At 50.9% G+C, this 18,749-nt stretch carries 11 protein-coding genes, 1 tRNA gene and 1 rRNA gene (1 of these 13 cut by a window edge); 12 read left to right on the top strand and 1 reads right to left on the bottom strand.

Annotated features, from left to right (window positions below):
• The 5 genes from PGS38_RS15830 to PGS38_RS15810 all read left to right on the top strand — a co-directional run.
• Positions 1-1,451 (top strand): 23S ribosomal RNA (locus tag PGS38_RS15830) (it extends 1,567 nt beyond the left edge of the window).
• A gap of 81 nt (positions 1,452-1,532) precedes the next feature.
• Positions 1,533-1,604 (top strand) — tRNA-Asn (locus PGS38_RS15825).
• A gap of 108 nt (positions 1,605-1,712) precedes the next feature.
• A complete protein-coding gene (locus PGS38_RS15820) occupies positions 1,713-2,480 on the top strand; it encodes a class I SAM-dependent DNA methyltransferase (protein ID WP_117509992.1) in 768 nt (255 codons plus the stop codon).
• A 9-nt stretch (positions 2,481-2,489) separates the two neighbouring features.
• Positions 2,490-3,365, top strand: a complete 876-nt coding sequence (hslO, locus tag PGS38_RS15815; RefSeq protein ID WP_022462421.1) for an Hsp33 family molecular chaperone HslO — start codon at positions 2,490-2,492, stop codon at positions 3,363-3,365.
• Between the two features lie 15 nt (positions 3,366-3,380).
• Positions 3,381-5,291, top strand: a complete 1,911-nt coding sequence (locus tag PGS38_RS15810) for an NAD(+) synthase (RefSeq protein WP_118640903.1) — start codon at positions 3,381-3,383, stop codon at positions 5,289-5,291.
• Between the two features lie 131 nt (positions 5,292-5,422).
• Here PGS38_RS15810 and PGS38_RS15805 read toward each other — a convergent pair whose 3' ends face one another.
• Positions 5,423-5,896 (bottom strand): hypothetical protein, encoded by a 474-nt coding sequence (locus PGS38_RS15805; protein WP_022462423.1) that lies wholly within the window; start codon positions 5,894-5,896, stop codon positions 5,423-5,425.
• Between the two features lie 208 nt (positions 5,897-6,104).
• Here PGS38_RS15805 and PGS38_RS15800 point away from each other — a divergent pair, with 208 nt between their 5' ends.
• From PGS38_RS15800 to PGS38_RS15770, 7 genes are all read left to right on the top strand, one after another.
• Positions 6,105-9,608: a PD-(D/E)XK nuclease family protein gene (locus PGS38_RS15800; protein WP_118640905.1), complete on the top strand. Its 3,504-nt coding sequence runs from the start codon at positions 6,105-6,107 to the stop codon at positions 9,606-9,608.
• A gap of 79 nt (positions 9,609-9,687) precedes the next feature.
• Positions 9,688-13,374 (top strand): helicase-exonuclease AddAB subunit AddA, encoded by a 3,687-nt coding sequence (gene addA, locus PGS38_RS15795; RefSeq protein WP_118640907.1) that lies wholly within the window; start codon positions 9,688-9,690, stop codon positions 13,372-13,374.
• 107 nt (positions 13,375-13,481) lie between these two features.
• Positions 13,482-14,183: an ATP-binding protein gene (locus tag PGS38_RS15790; protein WP_118640909.1), complete on the top strand. Its 702-nt coding sequence runs from the start codon at positions 13,482-13,484 to the stop codon at positions 14,181-14,183.
• Positions 14,184-14,301: 118 nt separating this feature from the next.
• The gene (locus PGS38_RS15785; RefSeq protein ID WP_117761899.1) at positions 14,302-14,868 is read left to right on the top strand and encodes a hypothetical protein; all 567 of its coding nucleotides are present in this window, start codon (positions 14,302-14,304) and stop codon (positions 14,866-14,868) included.
• 275 nt (positions 14,869-15,143) lie between these two features.
• On the top strand, positions 15,144-16,031 hold the full coding sequence (locus tag PGS38_RS15780) for an ROK family protein (protein ID WP_117761927.1): 888 nt from the start codon (positions 15,144-15,146) through the stop codon (positions 16,029-16,031).
• A gap of 68 nt (positions 16,032-16,099) precedes the next feature.
• A complete protein-coding gene (locus tag PGS38_RS15775; RefSeq protein WP_117761900.1) occupies positions 16,100-16,816 on the top strand; it encodes a GntR family transcriptional regulator in 717 nt (238 codons plus the stop codon).
• A 145-nt stretch (positions 16,817-16,961) separates the two neighbouring features.
• The gene (locus PGS38_RS15770) at positions 16,962-18,743 is read left to right on the top strand and encodes a class I mannose-6-phosphate isomerase (RefSeq protein ID WP_117802496.1); all 1,782 of its coding nucleotides are present in this window, start codon (positions 16,962-16,964) and stop codon (positions 18,741-18,743) included.
• The last annotated feature ends 6 nt before the right edge of the window (positions 18,744-18,749 follow it).

Genomic DNA, 18,749 nt, shown 5'->3' with positions numbered 1-18,749 from the left:
AACAGAACTGTGGGGACATTTGTGGAGAGCACAGGCGCGGAACGGAAAGCCGCGTGCAAGCGAAGGAGGAGTCACATAGGAAAAACCGTGTGGCAATCCAAAGGCGTGATGCGGACCGAATGAAAGTAGGGAAGTGTGTGAGCCATGAATCAAGAAAAGCCGCTATTGTTTTTAAGATACCCGTACCGTAAACCGACACAGGTGGATGAGGAGAGAATCCTAAGGCCGGCGGAAGAAGCATTGTTAAGGAACTCGGCAAAATGACCCCGTAACTTCGGGAGAAGGGGTGCCAACGAGAGTTGGCCGCAGAGAATAGGCTCAAGCAACTGTTTAGCAAAAACACAGGTCTATGCAAAACCGTAAGGTGAGGTATATGGGCTGACGCCTGCCCGGTGCTGGAAGGTTAAGAGGAGAGGTTAGCGCAAGCGAAGCTTTGAATTTAAGCCCCAGTAAACGGCGGCCGTAACTATAACGGTCCTAAGGTAGCGAAATTCCTTGTCGGGTAAGTTCCGACCCGCACGAAAGGCGTAATGATTTGAGCGCTGTCTCGACAATGCATCCGGTGAAATTGAAGTACCAGTGAAGATGCTGGTTACCCGCGCCAGGACGGAAAGACCCCATGGAGCTTTACTCCAGTTTGGTACTGGGGTCCGGCAGTGCATGTACAGGATAGGTGGGAGGCTGTGAACCTGGAACGCCAGTTTCAGGGGAGCCATTGTTGGGATACCACCCTTGTGCTGCTGGGCTTCTAACCAGCGGCCTTTATCAGGCCGGGGGACAATGCCAGACGGGGAGTTTGACTGGGGCGGTCGCCTCCGAAAGGGTATCGGAGGCGCTCAAAGGTTCCCTCAGAATGGTCGGAAACCATTCGAAGAGTGCAAAGGCAGAAGGGAGCTTGACTGCGACACCGACGGGTGGAGCAGGTACGAAAGTAGGACTTAGTGATCCGGTGGTATTAAGTGGGAATGCCATCGCTCAACGGATAAAAGCTACCCTGGGGATAACAGGCTTATCACTCCCAAGAGTTCACATCGACGGAGTGGTTTGGCACCTCGATGTCGGCTCATCGCATCCTGGGGCTGTAGTAGGTCCCAAGGGTTGGGCTGTTCGCCCATTAAAGCGGTACGCGAGCTGGGTTCAGAACGTCGTGAGACAGTTCGGTCCCTATCCGGCGTGGGCGTAGGATATTTGAGAGGAGCTGTCCTTAGTACGAGAGGACCGGGATGGACTGACCTCTGGTGTACCGGTTGAACCGCCAGGTTCACGGCCGGGTAGCCAAGTCGGGAAGGGATAAACGCTGAAGGCATCTAAGCGTGAAGCCCCCCTCAAGATGAGATATCCCATTCGTAAGAAGTAAGACCCCTTGAAGACGACGAGGTAGATAGGGCAGAGGTGGAAGTGCCGTAAGGCATGGAGCTGACTGTTACTAATCGGTCGAGGGCTTGACCTGAATGGTTGTGTTCACAAGATGGAATGATAGATGTGTAGTGTATGCGGTTTTGAAGGTATATCAAATATCTTCAATTAAATAATCCTCGATAGCTCAATGGTAGAGCATTCGGCTGTTAACCGAAGGGTTGTTGGTTCGAGCCCAACTCGGGGAGTGAATGAGACCTGCAGGGATCCTGCAGGTCTTTTCGTATATTGAGTTGCCCTGTGTGATGTGATACAATAAGGCGTAGCTACTGTAAACGATGAAGGAGAAAAGAAAGATGAATGAAAGTTATACCAGTTTTGCCCAGGTATATGACATGTTCATGGACAACGTGGACTATCCTGCCTGGAGCAAATATCTGATTCAGCTTTTAAAAGAATATCAGGTGGAAGACGGACTGGTGCTCGATCTTGGCTGCGGAACGGGAAACATGACCGAGCTGCTCGCCAAAGAGGGCTACGATATGATCGGCGTGGACAATTCTGAGGATATGCTCGAGATTGCCAGTGAAAAACGCGCCGAGTCCGGCTTAAACATTTTATATCTGCTTCAGGATATGCGGGAATTTGAGCTCTACGGAACCGTGAAGGCGGTTGTGAGCATCTGCGATTCTATCAACTATATTCTGGAGGAAGATGATCTGCGGGAAGTATTCTCACTTGTCAACAATTATCTGGATCCGAAGGGCATGTTTATTTTTGATTTGAATACAAAGTATAAATATGAACAGATGGGTGAGACTACGATTGCGGAAAACCGCGAAGAGGCAAGCTTCATCTGGGATAATTACTATGACCCGGAGGAAGAAATCAACGAATATGAGCTCGCCATTTTCATCCCGGAGGGAGAAGATTCCGATCTGTACCGTAAATTTGAGGAGGTACATTATCAGAGAGCGTACGATCTTGCGACGATCTGCCGCTTATTGGAAGAGGCAGGCATGGAGTTTGTAACGGCTTACGATGCATTCACAAAGGATGCGCCGAGACCGGAGAGCGAACGTATTTATGTCGTAGCAAGAGAAAAAGGAAAAAGTGAGAAATAGGAGAGAAACATGGATTATATTGTAAGAGCAACAGCGGCAGACGGACAGATTCGTGCGTTTGCAGCGACAACAAGAGAAACCGTAGAGACAGCACGCCAGGATCACAACACGAGCCCGGTTGCAACCGCAGCGCTGGGCCGCCTTCTGACAGCAGGTGCAATGATGGGCGTTATGATGAAGGGAGATAAAGACCTTCTGACCTTGCGCATCCATGCCGGCGGACCGCTGAATGGCATTACTGTAACAGCAGATTCCAAAGGAAATGTAAAAGGTTACGTCGGAAACCCGGACGTCGTGATTCCGGCCAACAAAAAAGGAAAACTTGACGTGGCAGGTGCTGTCGGCGTCGGATTCATGGATGTCATCAAAGACCTGGGACTGAAAGAGCCGTACGTCGGACAGTGCGTTCTGCAGACGAGTGAGATCGCAGAGGATCTGACCTACTATTTTGCAACGAGTGAGCAGGTTCCGTCCAGCGTCGGACTCGGTGTGCTGATGAACAAAGACAATACCGTCCGTCAGGCCGGCGGCTTTATCATTCAGCTGATGCCGTTCTGCGATGAGAAAGTCATTGAAAAACTGGAGCAGCGTCTGGCAGAAGTCAATTCCGTTACCGCATTCCTTGACGAGGGCCTGACTCCGGAGCAGATTCTTGAAAAACTGCTTGGAGACATGGACCTTGTGATCAACGATACCGTGCCGACCCAGTTTTACTGCAACTGCAGCCGTGAGCGTGTATCGAAAGCGCTGATAGCGGTCGGAAGAAAAGAACTGAACGAGATGATTCAGGAAGCAAAACCGGTGGAGCTGAAATGCCATTTCTGCAACAGCGCCTATGAATTTTCTACCGAGGATCTGAAAGAATTATTGCGTAAGAGCAAATAGCGGAGGGATAAAGAGATGAAACAGGGATTCGTAAAAGTCGCAGCCGCTTCCTGTGCGGTGGCAGTAGCGGATGTCAGAGAAAATACGAGAGTCATTCTGGAAACCATTCATAAAATGGAGGACGAGGGCGCAAAAGTGATGGTGCTCCCGGAGCTGGCGCTGACCGGCTATACCTGCAGTGATTTATTCTGGCAGAGCCAGATGATCGACGCGGCGAAAGAGGGATTAAAAGAGATTGCCGACGGAACGAAAGGGACCGATGCACTGATTTTTGTCGGCCTTCCGTGGGAACAGGGCGGAAAGCTGTTTAACGTGGCCGCTGTACTCTGTCATGGAGAGCTGCTCGGCGTTGTACCGAAAAAGTATCTGCCGAACTACAATGAATTTTATGAGCTGCGTCACTTTACGCCGGGAAAAGAAGCGGTGACAACGACGGAATTTTTCGGAAAAGAGGTTCCGTTCGGCATGAATCTGCTCTTCCAGTGTGCGGAGATGCCGCGCCTCAAAGTTGCTGCAGAGCTCTGCGAGGATCTCTGGACCCCGAATCCGCCGAGTGTGGCGCATGCCCTGGCCGGTGCGACAGTGATCGTCAATCTTTCCGCGAGTGATGAGATGGTTGGAAAAGATAGCTATCGGAGAAGCCTCGTGAGTGCACAGTCGGCACGTCTGATCTGCGGTTATATTTATGCGACAGCAGGCGAGGGCGAGTCCACGACGGATCTCGTCTTTGGCGGACAGCATCTGATTGCGGAGAACGGAACGATTCTTGCCGAGGCAAAACGGTTTGAGAATCAGATCGTCTGCGCGGATCTCGATGTTGATCGTCTGACGAGTGAGCGCAGAAGAATGACCACATATCCGGAACAGAGAACCGACGGTTATCAGGTGGTTAAGTTCTCATTAACAATAGAAGAAACAAAGCTGATCCGTTACTTCGATCCGCGGCCGTTCGTACCGTCGGATAAGCACAACCGGGATCAGCGATGTGATGAAATTTTAAATATTCAGGCCATGGGACTGAAAAAACGTCTGGCGCATACGCACTGCCAGAGCGCGGTTATCGGTATTTCCGGCGGACTCGATTCGACGCTGGCACTGCTCGTCACTGCCAGAGCGTTCGATCTGCTCGGCCTTCCGAGAAACCAGATTCTTTCTGTGACCATGCCATGCTTTGGAACGACGGACCGCACGTATCAGAATGCCTGTGAACTGACGCGGTGCCTTGGTGCAACCTTAAAAGAGGTTGATATCAAAGAGGCCGTCAATCTCCATTTCCGCGACATCGGACAGGATCCGGAGAAGCATGATGTGACGTATGAAAACGGACAGGCGCGTGAGAGAACCCAGATTCTGATGGATCTTGCCAACCAGTCCGGCGGTATGGTCATTGGAACTGGTGATCTTTCCGAGCTGGCACTTGGCTGGGCAACGTACAATGGCGACCATATGTCGATGTATGCCGTCAATGCGTCCGTACCGAAAACCCTGGTGCGCCATCTGGTGCAGTATTATGCGGACACCTGCGGGGAAAAAGCACTTTCCGATATCCTTCTGGATGTGCTCGACACGCCGGTCAGCCCGGAACTGCTGCCGCCGAAAGATGGTGTCATTTCTCAGAAAACAGAAGATCTCGTCGGACCGTACGAGCTTCATGATTTCTTCTTATACTATATGCTGCGTGTGACGTACGAACCGCTCAAGATTTACCGTGTGGCAAAACTTGCATTTGCCGGTGTCTACGATGATGCGACGATCTTAAAATGGCTGAAAACGTTCTACTGGAGATTTTTCGCGCAGCAGTTCAAACGCTCCTGCCTGCCGGATGGCCCGAAGGTCGGAAGCGTTGCGGTATCCCCGCGCGGCGACCTGCGTATGCCGAGTGATGCGTGCGTGAAGCTCTGGAGAGAGGAACTCGACCAGCTGTAAAAAACAAAACAGGAAATACAGAAAGAAACAAAGATAATCCAAATTGGTGCAGGGAATCAAATTTTGAGATGCACGACAGAAAAAAGGCTTCGGAGCAGAAGAATGCTTCGAGGCCTTTTTGCATGGAAAGATCAGGATTCTGCGGAGGAAGGATTTTGAGCCTGTTCGAGCGCCTGATTGATCGCGGAGACGAGCAGTTCGGAGGTGTAGCGGTCGTCCTCTCCGTAGATGAGGCCTTCCGTCGTCTGATTCACATAGATCTGGCTTGCGATGGAATCGAGCGCGGGCTCCATGAGCGGATACATGGCGGCGGTGGTTTCACTTAAGTTATTCAGTGAAATCGCGGTGATGCGGTCCTGCTCAACATTGACCTGCACATCGAAGGTCTGGTCGCCGAGGGAGATCGTGGAGGTGTAGATGCCGGGAATGTAGCGTGCATTTTCGGCGGAAGCAGCAGTGGTGACAGAAGGTTTTTTCGCAGAATCCTTCTTCCCGGAGAACATGATCAGAAACACCACGAGAAGAATCAGCGCGAGAGCAAGAAAAACAGCGGTGTAAACCACTTCTTTCATATGTAGTACAACAATTTTCGTTTTGGAACTCATGGGCGGGCACACTCCTTTTTGAAAAGCCGTCTGCGGGGCGGGAAGCGGGGGCGGAACAGGCGGGCGTTTTTACTATAATGTATGTGGGAAGAATGGTTTTTATGAAGGTTGTTCTACAGCAGGTTGATTGCATCAAAAAAAAGAGTCTGCTATACTGTAGCTATGTTTATTTTGGGGCAGAAATGGATCAGAACAGGAGGAGCAAGGTATGAGTCTGCAGTTTATTATGGGAAATTCGGGGGCCGGAAAATCGCGGTATGCGTATGAAAAAATCCTGGCGGAAGCGGCGCGCCACCCGGAGAAAAATTATCTGATCGTCGTGCCGGAGCAGTTTACGATGCAGACGCAGAAAGAACTCGTGTCTCTGCATCCGGCGGGCGGAATTTTAAATATTGATATTTTAAGTTTTCAACGTCTGGCCTACCGTATTTTTGAGGAGACCGGAGGAAGCCTGTATCCGGTGCTTGAAGAGACGGGAAAAAGCCTCGTGGTGAAGCGCGTTGCGCAGGAAAAGAAAAAGGAGCTGACAATTCTTGGCAGCACGTTAAAAAGAACCGGTGCGGTTTCGCAGATGAAATCGCTGATTTCCGAGCTGAAGCAGTATCAGATTGCGCCGTCCGAGCTTGATACGTGGGCGGAAGAGACGGGAGAGAAAAAGCTGCTGGCGGCAAAGCTGAAGGACACCGGTGTGATCTACCGTGCGTTTGAGGAATATCTGGAAAACCGTTACGTGACGGCGGAGGATGTGCTGGAAGTTCTGGCGGGAAAGCTGGAAGAATCGGAGCTGATTAAAAACAGTGAGGTACTGGTGGATGGGTTTACCGGATTTACGCCGGTGCAGATCGGTGTGCTTGGAAAGCTGTTCCGGCTCTGTGCGAAGGTTTATGTGACGATTATTATGGATGAGCGGGAGGACCCGTATAAAAAGGCGATTCCGCATCAGCTTTTTGCGATGAGCCGCCAGCTTGTCCAGCAGCTCATGAAAGCGGCAGATGAAGCAGGGTGCCCGGTGGAGCCGGAAATCTGGGTCAGACGCTCGGGACATGGCCGTTTTCAGCCGGGAAGCACGATGGATCAGCTGGAGCAGAGACTGTTCCGGTATGGAAAGAGAGGATTTTCCGGAAATGGAATAGAAAAAAGACCAGAATCAGGAACGGAAGCAAAGACAGGAAATCCGGCAGCAGGATACGAGGCGAAACAGCAGGGCATCTACATCAGCGTCGCGCCGAATCCGCGTGCCGAGCTGGAAGAGACGGTGCGTCTGATCCGCCGCATGGTGCGCGAGGAGGGCATGCGTTACCAGGATTTCGCCGTTCTGACCGGAGATCTTTCTGTTTACGGCACGTATGCGCGGGAAATCTTTGAAAAATGTGGTGTTCCGTATTTCGTGGACGAAAAGCATTCCGTGCTGATGAATCCGTTCGTGGAATTTCTGCGTGCGGCGATCGAGATGGTGGTACAGAGTTTTTCGTACGAGAGCGTCTTCCGCTATCTGCGCTGCGGTCTTTCGAGTCTGGACCGCGAGGAGACGGATGCGATGGAAAACTATGTGCTCGCGCTTGGTATCCGCGGGCTGAAAGCGTATGGGGAAACCTGGACGAGGGGCTACCGCGGCATCAAGCCGGATGAAGTGCCGCAGCGCAATCTTCTGCGGGAGAAGTTCTATGCTGAAGTGCAGCCGTTTGCGGAGCGGATGAAGAAAAAAGATGCCACGGTGCGGGAGCGGACGGAGGCCCTGTACGCGTTGGCGGTACAGAATCAGATGCAGGAAAAACTCGAGGAGCGGCGGCAGCAGTTTGAACAGCAGGGCCAGGAGGCATTTGCAAAAGAATACAGTCAGATTTATGGCATCGTCATGGAGCTGCTGGACAAGATCGTCGAGGTGCTGGGTGAGGAGAAGATGACGCTGGCAGAGTATCAGGAAATTCTGGAAGCGGGATTTGCGGAGGCATCTGTCGGTATTATTCCGCCGACGGCGGACCAGGTACTGATCGGTGATAATGAACGGTCGCGTCTGAAGGACATCCGCGTGCTGTTTTTCGTCGGCGTGAATGACGGGCTGATTCCGCGCCACGACGCGGGCGGCGGCATTCTCTCGGAATATGACCGCGAGGAGCTGGAACGGGCGGATGCGAAGCTGTCCCCGACGGCGCGGGAGACGATGTATCAGCAGAAATTCCATCTCTACCGAAATCTGACAAAACCGTCGGAGCGGCTGTACCTTTCCTTTGCGAAAGCGGGCGCGTCCGGCGAGGCGCAGAATCCGTCGTATCTGATCAACGAAATACGAAAACTCTTCCCGGAGATTCCAGTGCGGGATATTGAAAAAGAGGAAAAACCGGAGGAAAAACTGGAAATGCCGCGTTCCGGCGAGGCACTGTTTCTGGAGGAGCTTGGCAGAGCGGCGGAGGGAGAGATCGATCCGCTGTTTGAGGAGCTTTACCGCTGGTATGCGGCGCACCCGGAGGCTGGAATTCCGGCGGAGACGTATCGAAAAGCGGCGTTTCTGCGGTGTGCGGACGGCGTAATCGGAAGGAGTGCGGCATCGGCACTGTACGGAGATACGTTAAAAAACAGTGCAACGCGGCTGGAAAAGTATGCGGCGTGTGCGTTTGCCCACTTTATGGAGTTCGGCCTTCAGATCCGCGAGCGGGATCAGTATGAGCTGAAAGCGGCGGATATGGGAACGGTCATGCATGAGGCGCTTGAGAAGTTTTCGAAAAAACTGCAGGAGAACGGTGAGACCTGGAAGACGGTGACCGATGATACGCGTGACCGTCTGATTGAGGAGTGTGTCGAGGAGACGATGGCGGACTATGGAAACACAATTTTTCAGAGTTCAAGCCGGAATCAGTACCGCATTATCCGCGTGAAGCGGATCCTGAAACGAACTGTCTGGGCACTGCAGCAGCAGATCCGGCAGGGAGAATTTGAGCCAGGGGAATTCGAGGTTTCGTTCTCGATGGAGGACTCGCTGTCGGCGATCAACATCGATCTGTCGGAGCATGAGAAAATGCGTCTGCGCGGACGGATTGACCGCGTGGATCTCTGCGAGACGGACGATAAGGTCTATGTGAAAATTATCGATTACAAGACGGGAAATACGTCGCTCGACCTGGTGGCGCTCTATTATGGACTGCAGCTGCAGCTTGCTGTTTATCTCGATGCGGCGGTGGAACTGGAGCAGAAAAAGCATCCCGGCAAGCAGGTGGAGCCGGCGGGCGTGTTCTATTATCATATTGATGATCCGATGCTCGATCAGGAGGAGGATGAGACCGACGAGGCGTGGGGCCGGCGGATGCTGAAAGCGCTGCGGATGGACGGTCTTGTGAATGCGGACCGGAAAGTTGTGGAGCTTCTCGACCGCGTGCTTGAGGACGGAACGACATCCGATGTGATTCCGGTTGGAAAGAAGAAGGATGGAAGTTATACGAGCTATTCGAAAGTAGCATCGCCGGAGCAGTTTGATGTGATCCGTACGTACACCAGAAAGAAGGTGCGTGAGATCGGCGAGGGCATTTTTTCGGGCAATGTAAAAATTTCCCCGTATCAGCGGGACGGTGCGACGGCGTGTGCGTACTGTGAATATCAGGGAATCTGCGGTTTTGACCAGAAAATTCAGGGATACGAGTACCGCAAACTGAAGGGCATGGACACGGAACTGCTGATGAAGGCGATGCAGGAGATAACACAAAGTGATCAAAAGGAGTGACTGCCTTCCGGAAAGGAAAGAGAAATGCAGTTTTCCATGTATGAGAAAGTAATCAGCCAGAAAGAAGAGGGAGAGATAAATGGCAGTAAAATGGACAGCGGAACAGCAGAAAGTCATTGATACGAGAGACCGGAATCTTCTGGTCAGCGCGGCGGCAGGTTCCGGAAAGACGGCGGTTCTGGTAGAGCGGATCCTTGCGATGGTAAAGGATCCTGTGCGTCCGATCGATGTTGACCAGCTGCTCGTTGTGACTTTTACGCGGGCAGCGGCAGGTGAGATGAAAGAGCGAATCGGCCGTGCGCTGCAGCAGAGTCTCGAGGAAGATCCTGAGGATGAGCATCTGCAGAGGCAGCAGACCCTGCTTCACCATGCGCAGATCAGCACGATTCACGGATTCTGTTCGTACGTTATCAAAAATTATTTTCAGATGATCGATCTTGATCCGGTGTACCGCATGGCGGATGAAGGGGAGATCCGTCTGATGAAAAGCGATGTGATCCAGAAGGTCATGGAAGAACGCTTTACGGAAAAGGAGTCTGCATTTACACGGTTTGTGGAGAGCTACGCGGCGGGAAAGCAGGATGACGGGCTCGATGCACTTGTGCTGAAACTGTATGAGTTTTCCATGAGCTATCCGTGGCCGGAGCAGTGGCTCGAAGAGTGCCGGGCGGCGTACCAGATGGATTCACCGGAAGCAGTGCAGGAGAGTATCTGGGTACAGGAGCTGATGAGCGAGGCGAAAAAGCGGCTCTCGAGTATTCTGGAAGGGATTCAGGAAAACCGGAAAACAGCAGTAAGCTCTGGAGGACCGTATTTATATGATGAGGCGCTGGCTTCTGACCAGCAGATGGTGGAAGAACTGCTGGAAACAGAATCGTTTGATGAACTGGTGCGCGCGATGGCCGGAATGAAGTTTAAAGCACTTTCGCGGAAAAAGGCAGACGATGTGAGTGAAACGCTGAAAGATCAGGTAAAGGCGGAGCGCGATGCATGCAAAAAGGAGCTGCAGAAGTTAAAAGAGCAGTTCTTTGAGAAGGACAGCGCTGCGATTGCGGAGGAGATTGCCGACTGCCGGGAGCCCATCGGGGTGCTGATTGATCTGACGGAGCAGTTTGCAAAAGCGTTTGCGGAGAAAAAACGGAGCAAAAATATTCTCGATTATGCCGATCTGGAACACTTTGCGCTTGAAATTCTCGTGCAGCAAAAAGACGGCTGCCTGGTGCGGACCGATGCGGCGCGGGAGCTGTCGGAGCAATTCCGGGAAATTATGATCGATGAGTACCAGGACAGCAACTTTATCCAGGAGGCACTGCTCTCTGCGGTGTCCGGTGAGGAGGACGGCAGGTGGAACCGGTTTATGGTCGGCGATATCAAGCAGAGTATCTACGGATTTCGTCTGGCGCGGCCGGAGCTGTTTCTGGAAAAATATCGCACGTATCAAAAAGACGGAGAAAGCCAGCAGAGGATTGATCTCGATAAAAACTTTCGAAGCCGGCCGGAGGTGCTTGCAGGGGCGAACTATGTGTTCCGTAAGCTCATGAGTCCGGAGCTTGGCGGCATTGCGTATGATGAGGCGGCGAGCCTCCATGCGGGTGCGGCGTTCCCGAAGAAAGAAGAGGGAAATACGGATCCGTGGCAGAGGGCATACGAAACGGAGCTTCTGCTGCTGGACGACCAGGCGCCGGAGCTGGAAGATGATAAATCCCGCGAGACGAAGATGGAAACGGAGGCGGCTGCCGTTGCGGCGCGCATCCGGGAAATGGTTGGAAATGAGGAAGTTGTGGATAAGGAGACCGGGGAATACCGGAAAATCCAGTACCGGGATATCGTCATTTTACTCCGTGCGGTCAGCGGCTGGTCGGAGACGTTTTCGCGTGTGCTCCAGGCGGCTGGAATTCCGGCTTACAGTACATCAAAAACAGGGTACTTTTCCACGCAGGAAATTGTTACGGTGCTGAATTATCTGCACCTGTGTGATAATCCATGTCAGGAGATTCCATTTACGGCCATTCTGCGTTCCCCCATCTGCGGATGCACAGACACGGAGCTTGCGGCGGTGCGTTGTGTGGATAAAGATGTGAAAATTTACGAGGCATGTGGAAAATATGCGGCGATGGGGGATGATGAAGCACTCCGGGAGAAGCTGAGGAGGTTCCTTGCACAGCTCGAAACGCTGCGAAGCCGCGTGCCGTATACGCCGATCCATGAGCTGATCACACAGATTCTCGAGGAGACGGGCTACGGCGGCTATGCATCTGCAATGCCGGGTGGTGTGCAGCGGCGGGCAAATCTGGAGATGCTGGTGGAAAAGGCGGTGGAATTTGAGGCGACGAGTTACCGTGGACTGTTCAACTTTATCCGTTATATCGAGCAGCTTCAGAAGTATGAAGTCGATTTCGGCGAGGTGAATATTTACGGGGAGAGCGCAGACACGGTGCGTATCATGAGTATTCACAAGAGTAAAGGACTGGAATTCCCGGTTGTGTTCCTCTCGGGCATGGGCAAATCGTTTAACCAGATGGACAGCCGTGCGGCGCTTGTACTCCATTCCCGCATGGGTATCGGCGCGGATGCGATCGATCCGGAGCACCGCGTCCGTCAGGCGACACTGCCGCGGCAGATCATCCGGCAGAGCATGAAGCTGGAAAATCTGGCGGAGGAGCTGCGGGTGCTTTACGTTGCCATGACGCGCCCGAAGGAGAAGCTGATTATGACGGGCATGGCGTCGAAGCTGGAGAGCCGCGTGAAGCAGTGCGCGGCACATGCGGGGCGGCAGGAGGAGCTGCTGTCGTATCAGACATTGAGCAGTGCATCCGGGTATCTCGACTGGATTTTGCCGGCATTTTCGAGAAACCGGTGTTTCGACGGGCTGTATGAACAATTCGGTCTGGCAGGGAATGTGGACAATCCGCTGTATGCAGAGAAAATTCCGGTAACGATCCGCCTTGTATCACCGGCAGGACTTGTTGAGGGAGAGGTGCTGCATCAGATGGAGCGCGCGGTGAATGAGCAGAAAATCATGGAAATTCCGAAGCAGCCGCCGAGAGAAGCAGCGCTGAAGGAACTTGTGGAGGAGCGGTTTGCCTACCAGTATCCGTATGAGAAGGAAAAACAGATTCCGGTAAAGGTTACCGTTTCACAGCTGAAGAAGGTCGGGATGGAGGAATCCGAAATCGGAAAAGAGCTGTTTGCGCAGGAAGAACTCGTACCAATTGTGCCGGGCTTTCTGAAAAAGGATCATGTTGCGGCTCTGACGGGCTCTGACCGCGGAACGGCGTACCACCGCCTGCTGGAATGTCTCGATTACCGCAGAGCGTACAGCATCACAGAGCTGATGGCACAGACGGAGGAATTGATTGCAGAAGGAAAGATGACGAAAGAAGCAGCGGAATGCATTTATTTCAAATCGATCCTCGCTTTCGCAAAAAGTCCGGTTGGAATGCGGATGCGGAATGCCTTTTTGAATGAAACCCTGAAACGGGAGCAGCCGTTTGTGATGTCCGTTCCGGCAAGTGAGGCAGATCCGTCCTATCCGGAAGACGAAACCATTCTCGTGCAGGGAATCATTGACGCATGGTTCCCGGAGGGGGATGAGATTGTTCTTGTGGACTACAAAACGGACCGTGTGAAAGAAGTCGGGGAGCTGAAAAAGCGGTATGAAAAACAGCTCGCCTACTACCAGCAGGCACTGGAGCGGACGACAGGAAAAAAGGTGAAAGAGAAGATTATTTATTCGCTGGCTTTGGACGAAGAGTTGGTATTGTAGGAAAAAACTACTAAAAAAAACAACTGTCAAAACAGGGATAAAGTATGATATCATGGTTGAGAAACAAACAGGTATTGAGAAACAAAGAGAAAAAAGGAGATTCAGTGATGATTCGAAAAATTGTTCAGATAGAGGAAGACAGATGTACAGGATGCGGGCTTTGTGCGCATGCCTGTCATGAAAGTGCGATTGCGATGGTTGACGGGAAGGCAAAGCTGATCCGGGATGACTACTGCGACGGATTCGGCGACTGCCTGCCGGTTTGTCCGGCAGATGCGATTTCGTTTGTGGAGCGGGAGGCGCTGCCGTACGATGAGGAGGCGGTAAAAGAGAACCAGCGGAAGGCAAAAGAGGCGGCCGGGCAGGAGAATACCGGAGCAGGAAAAGCAGGTGAAAACAGCTGGGCGATTAACCGTGCAGATGCGCAGGAAAATTCTGCAGCAGTTCCGTCCCGGCTCCGCCAGTGGCCGGTGCAGATCAAGCTGGTGCAGGAGCGGGCTTCGATGTTTGCAGGAGCAGACCTTCTCGTTGCGGCGGATTGTACAGCGTATGCGTATGGAAACTTCCACCAGGATTTTATTCGGGATCATGTCGTTCTCGTAGGCTGTACAAAACTTGACGATATCGATTATTCCGAGAAACTTGCGCGGATTTTCATGCGGAATGATATTAAGAGTATCACGGTTGCACGCATGGAGGTTCCGTGCTGCGCAGGAATGGAGCGTGCCGTGAAGATGGCGCTGAAAGAGAGTGGAAAGAAGATTCCGGTGAAAACCGTGGTGATTTCTACGGAGGGGGAAATTTTGTAGAAAATCAGATATAGTAATTAGCGTGTGCCCTTAAAAGTATTTTTACAATTGGTACATTCTGCTTTGTGGAATATGTAAGACGAAAAAAATGAAAAGCTCGGTAAGAGGTATTAGAAAAATGAGTATGACGAAGATACAAAAGGAGCTTCTTGGTGCGCTGATCGGTCTGGCCCGGTCGGTAGATGGAAGAGGAGAAGCAGCAAAAGGTGAATCGCAGGAGTTTTCCAGCGGTGACAGCAATGGTCACCGCCCGGACAAAGCCACGCATGAGATTCTGCTTGGCGGAATTTGTGCGGCAAATCCGGAAAAAGAGCTGAGGGAAGAAGAGGGGAAATCCTGGATTGTACGCGTGGAGGCAGAAAAGAACCGTCTGAATCCGGATTGCGCAGTGTGCAAGGGAAAATGCGGCAGAACAGATAACTATGATCTCGAAGAAATGGAGACAGATGAACCGTCGGATCGGGCACGAAAAGAGCAGATTCTTGCGGAATTGTTTCCGATGGCAGAAAAACTGCAGCAGCTTCGGAAAGAAACAAAAGAGCAAAACGAAGAATTGCAGGGGGCGGTTAATTTTTTGTATAAGGCATTGTTTGCGATTGGAAACTATGTCGGGGAAAAGAGTCTGCAGAGCGTGGTGCAGGAGATGAATAACCTTTTTGTTAAATTGGAAAATGTATTAAAATAAGTAGAAAATAAGAAAAATCCTCTGTCCGGAGTGTATAAAAAACCCCGGAAACAGGGGATTTTTTGCGTTCTGCGCCAAGTGCATAAAACGTATTATCGCGTTTTCACAAAGTTTTGCAAAAGCAGACAAAATTGCAGACAGGCGCTTGCAACAGAAAAATGAATAGGTTATAACATTATAACAAGGTGGCAGGAGAACCAATACAAAGAAATGAGATCCTAGTGGCATATAAACAGAAAGAATACAGGGAAAAGATGAAAAGGGACGGAAGCGGGATGGAGAAGAAAAAATATATCCTTCTGGATGTTGGCGGAACGGAAATCAAAGGAAGTGTGTCGGACAGAAATGGAGTAAGAACAAAAATCCGGAAATTTCCAGCACAGGCGCAGAAGAGCACAGAGAAGATTCTGGACAATTTTGCAAAGATCTGCCGGGAACTGATGAGAGAAGCAGACGGAAGTGTTGTCGGAGTTGGGATGGCGATTCCGGGTCCGTTTGATTATGAAAATGGAATCAGCCGGATGCAGGGACTGAATAAGTACGATGCCATTTACGGGATTCCACTGGAAAGAGAAATCAAGGCGCGCGTGCCGGAACTTGGATCAGCACGATTTTTGTTTTTACATGACATTGAAGCATTTGCACTGGGAGAAAGCTGGTACGGAAACTGTCGTGATGCGGATAAAATTCTGTGCGTCTGCATCGGAACCGGCGCCGGGTCGGCTTTTGTAGAAAACGGGAAAACGGTGAAAACAGGAAAAGGTGTGCCGGAAAATGGATGGATTTATCAACAGCCGTTTGGAGATTCCATTTTGGACGATTATCTTTCTGTGCGCGGTCTGGAGCAGATTAGCCTGGCTGTGACAGGAAAAGTGTGGAGTGGAAAAGAATTGTATGGTCTGGTAAAAGCGGGAAACATGGAGGCAGAAGAAGTCTGGAGAAGATTTGGAGCAGATGTGGCGGCTGGCCTTCTTCCTGTGCTGGAGAAATATCAGCCGGATCTGCTGCTTCTGGGCGGACAGATTGCAAAAAGTTTTTCCTGGTTTGGAAAAGAACTGGAAAGAGAGTGCGAGAAAAGAAAGATTCGGATTCAGATAGAAACGGAAACATCCGGCCGTGCCATGGAAGGCCTGTTGTCACAGTTTCCTGAAAAAACACAATAGAGCAAAAATATTTTCAGAAACAAAAATATAATGCTATGGAGAGAAAAGAAGAAGGAGAAACTGCAAAAATGGATAGAAATCCGGGAGCACCGCCGCTATATGCGCAGCTGGAACAGATTCTGAAACAGCAGATCGAATGCGGTACGTACAAAAAAGGAGATTTTCTGCCAACAGAAAAAGAGCTGATGGAAAAGTACGAGCTTTCGCGTGTGACAGTACGCCAGGCGATGGCGAATCTGGTACAGAGCGGTTACGCACGTGCACGGCGTGGCATCGGAACAGATGTTGTCTACGAGAAAGTCGAAGAGCAGATGGAAGGTGTCATCAGTTTCACGGAAGAAATGAAAAAGCATCATATCGAAATGCAGACAACATACTGCAAGATGGAACTGATAAGTCCCGGGGAAACGGTAGCAAGAAGTCTGCAGATTCCATTGACGGAGCCATGTTATTGCCTGAAACGTGTGAGGAATGCTGTGGGAAAACCCATGGTCTATACCATTACGTATCTGAAAAAAATCTGCGAACTGCCAACAGAGCCGGAGCCATACATGGAATCGCTGTATCAGTATCTGCGGGAGGAACATGGAATCTATATTGAATCCGGCCGGGATACGCTTGAGGCGGCACTTCCATCGGAAGAGGTGCAGAAAGCACTGAAAATTGATGCGCAGATGCCTATTTTTATCCGGACACGGCAGACATTCCGGAAGGGCGGCGAGGTTTTTGAATATTCGATCTGCTATTATCCGGGAAATCGTTATAAGTACACGGTGGAACTGTAAACATATGACATGTAAAAAAACGAAACCGGACAGAAGTGCGAAATCCGCCAGATGCGAAAGCGTTGAAACAAAGATGATAGGTCTGATCGGCGCAGGAAACACCCCAATGGATGGAAGAAAAATTAAGAAAAGGAAAAGAATCCAAATGAATTTAAAAAAGAAATATGGAAACTACGAATTACATCCGCAAATGAAAATCACAGGATATGAAAATGAAATCTGGGATGAAAAAAAGGAGATCATTGAAGAATTAAAACGGGCGGTTCAGGAAAAACAGAAAGAAAAGAAAACCTGTATTCTTTCCTTTGATCTGTACCCGGGTGTACGAAAAGAAGAAATAATGGAACTGGCCAATGCGCTGCAGCCAGACCGGATTTTTGATATCGAAGACTGTGCCAAAGACGAAGAAACGCTGTTAAGAGAATTTAAAGATTACATCACCGATGACCGTGTTTTCGGCATTATGTGTCATAAAACCATAGACACCTGGTTTGAGAGCGAAAAGCTGGAAACCATGAAAAAAGCAATTGAGACAGAACGTGCGGAAGAAAAAGATACAAACGGTGGTCTGATCGTGATCGTTGGTACAGCGGCAGAGCTTCTGACCGAGGCAGATCTACTTGTTTACTGCGATCTGACCCGCTGGGAAGTTCAGCTCCGCTATCGGAGCGGCATGCCAAACTGGCACAGTACCAATTATAATGATCCGATCCTGACGAAATATAAACGGGGATTTTTCATTGAATGGCGTCTGGCGGACCGCTATAAAAAAGAGCGGTATGAAAAATTCACGTATCTTCTGGATACGGAGAAAGAAAATGCACCGGTTCTTACAACGGGAAATGCCTTCCGAGGCGCACTGCAGCAGCTTGCCAGAAAGCCATTTCGTATGGAGCCGTATTTCGACCCTGGCGTATGGGGCGGTCAGTGGATGAAGGAAAACTTTGGTCTGGATGCATCGAAGGAAAATTTCGCGTGGAGCTTTGACGGAGTTCCGGAGGAAAACAGCCTGAATCTGGAAATCGGCGGAAAAGTCTTAAAAGTACCGGCACAGGATCTTGTCTTCTATGCGCCGCATGAACTGCTGGGTGAAAGAGTCCACGGCCGGTTCGGCGCAGAATTCCCGATCCGTTTTGACCTGCTGGATACGATGGGCGGTCAGAACCTTTCCCTGCAGGTACATCCGCTGACCGAATATATCTATGAAAAATTCGGCATGCCATATACGCAGGATGAGAGCTACTATCTTCTGGATGCCGATGAAGACGAGGAAACGTATGTATACCTCGGTCTCAAAGAAGGCGTGGATAAAAAAGAGATGGGGCGGGAACTTCGTGCAGCAGAAAAAGGAGAAGAACTTTTCCCAGCTGAAAAATATGTCAACAAAATTCCGGTCAAAAAACACGATCATGTGCTGATCCCGGCAGGAACGGTGCACTGTTCCGGCAAGAATACAATGGTACTGGAAATCAGCGCGACACCGTATATTTTTACCTTTAAGCTCTGGGACTGGGGCCGCCTTGGCATGGATGGACTGCCGCGTCCGATCCATCTCGACCACGGTATGAAAAATATCCAGTGGAACCGCGATACCAAATGGGTGTACGACAATATCGTCGGCCAGCAGAAAACGCTGGAAAAAACAGAAAACTGTGAAGTAGAGCGCACCGGACTGCACAGCCGCGAGTTTATCGACACAATCCGCTATACACTTTCCGGGCCGCACACCATCTCGATGGATGACACGGTTCATGTGATGAATCTTGTGGAGGGACGAAGTGCCCGCATCGAGAGCATGGATGGCAGCTTTGCACCGTTCACGGTACATTACGCAGAAACCGCCATCGTTCCTGCAGCGGTCGGAACATACCGGATTGTACCGGAAGAGGGCGAAATGATTAAAATGCTGGTGGCATCTGTGGGGTAAAGAGAG

Source organism: Fusicatenibacter saccharivorans (genome assembly GCF_027667425.1).
Lineage (GTDB): Bacteria > Bacillota > Clostridia > Lachnospirales > Lachnospiraceae > Fusicatenibacter > Fusicatenibacter saccharivorans.
This window is presented reverse-complemented; position numbering and strand designations above follow the sequence as displayed.